2 protein-coding genes are annotated in these 1,377 nt (G+C 76.3%); both read right to left on the bottom strand.

Annotation, left to right across the window (positions count from 1 at the left end):
* Positions 1-156: 156 nt before the first annotated feature.
* Positions 157-1,179, bottom strand: coding sequence for a glycosyltransferase (locus NH339_RS18195; RefSeq protein ID WP_253027462.1), 1,023 nt, complete (start codon positions 1,177-1,179; stop codon positions 157-159).
* Positions 1,176-1,377, bottom strand: a 202-nt coding sequence (locus NH339_RS18190; protein WP_374208367.1) for a hypothetical protein, incomplete at its 5' end; no start/stop codon positions are given. The genes NH339_RS18190 and NH339_RS18195, both read right to left, overlap by 4 nt.

The following is a 1,377-nucleotide window of genomic DNA, read 5'->3' as shown; positions in this document are numbered from 1 at the left end:
CCGGCCACCACGCGGCGCGGGGGTCGTCCATCGCGACCACGACGTGGTCGTCGGGCGGCACGGCACCCTCCGCGAGCGACCGCTGCTGCAGCCACAGGTGCCGGTGCCGCCCGTGCACGACCGTGACGACCGCGACCCGGCCCGGACCCTGCGGCGTCATCGGTCGGCCGTCCGTGCGTGCGCCACCTCGAGGACGACCTCGGCGGCGCGGGCGGCGCCCTTGCCGTCGTTCCAGACCTCCCAGTCGCGGCCGTCGCGACGTACCGCCTGCTCCAGCAGCGTGGCCCAGTCGTCGTCGGCGGGCGCCTCGGCGACGACGACCGGCAGTCGCCCGTCGGCCCGCAGCGCCGCAGCGGTGGTCCGCTGCTCGTCGTGCGGCCGCTCCTGCGGCACGACGACGGCGGGTCGACGGGCCGCGGCCACCTCGGCCAGCGCGTTCTGCCCGGCGTGGGTCACGACGACGTCGGCACGCAGCAGGGCGGGCCACGGGTCGTCGAGCCAGGTGCCGGCGTGGCCACCGAGCACCGTCCACGTCCAGCCGGGGGTGCTGCGTCGGGCGCGCTCGAGCGAGGCGTCGTCGATGCCGGGTCCACCGGTGCCCGACAGGACGGTCACCTGACGGGTGGCCGGTGGTGCGACGGCGTCCGGCTCCGGCCGGTCGTCGAAGCGGGAGAACGCGCCCACGTGCACGAGTCGTGGGTCGTCGGCGGCGACCCCCTCGACGACGCCTGCGACGTCGGCAGGCCACGGTGCGACGATGCGGTCGGCGAGGTCGAGGGCCAGCTGGTGCGGCCGGTCGGTGCGCACGCCGGGCTGCAGCATCTGCACCACGGGCACGCCGTGCAGGCGGCAGAGAGCAGCCACCTCGACCGACGTGTCCACGACGACGACGTCGGGGTCGGTCGCGTCGATCCACCGGGAGATCGTCGACATGCGCGAGCGCAGTCCGTCGTGCCCGCGAGGCACCCAGTGGAAGACGCCACCGGCGGTCGGGTCCGGCGGGAGCTCGAACGGGTCGTCGTCGGCGTCCGGGTCGAGCCCGATCCACAGCTGCGGCCAGCTGCGCGGGGCGCGCAGCGTCGACAGCCCGGTCACCTCGTGCCCGACGAGGTGGGGCAGCAGCGTCGTCGCCCGCATGACGTGCCCGTGCCCGTGGTGGTGCACGTAGTAGCCGATCATGAGGCCTCGGCCGGCCGGGTCGGGCTCGAGGCGCGGGCGTACAGCTCCTCGTAGCGGGTGACCATCCGGTGCACGGAGCAGAGCCGCACCGCGTGGTCGCGGACGGCGGCGCGGTCGAGCGCCACGGCCTCGCGGGCGGCTCGGGCGAGGTCGTCGACGTCGTCGGGCCGGGCCAGCCGCCCGGCCGAGACCCCGACC

This window comes from Aeromicrobium sp. CnD17-E, from assembly GCF_024124745.1.
Taxonomy (GTDB): domain Bacteria; phylum Actinomycetota; class Actinomycetes; order Propionibacteriales; family Nocardioidaceae; genus Aeromicrobium.
Note: the sequence above shows the minus strand (reverse complement) of the source record. Positions and strands in the feature narration are given on the sequence as shown.

Coding starts and splice junctions, on each gene's coding strand:
- NH339_RS18195 (WP_253027462.1), bottom strand. CDS start 1,179: ATGATCGGCTACTACGTGCACCACCACGGGCACGGGCACGTCATGCGG.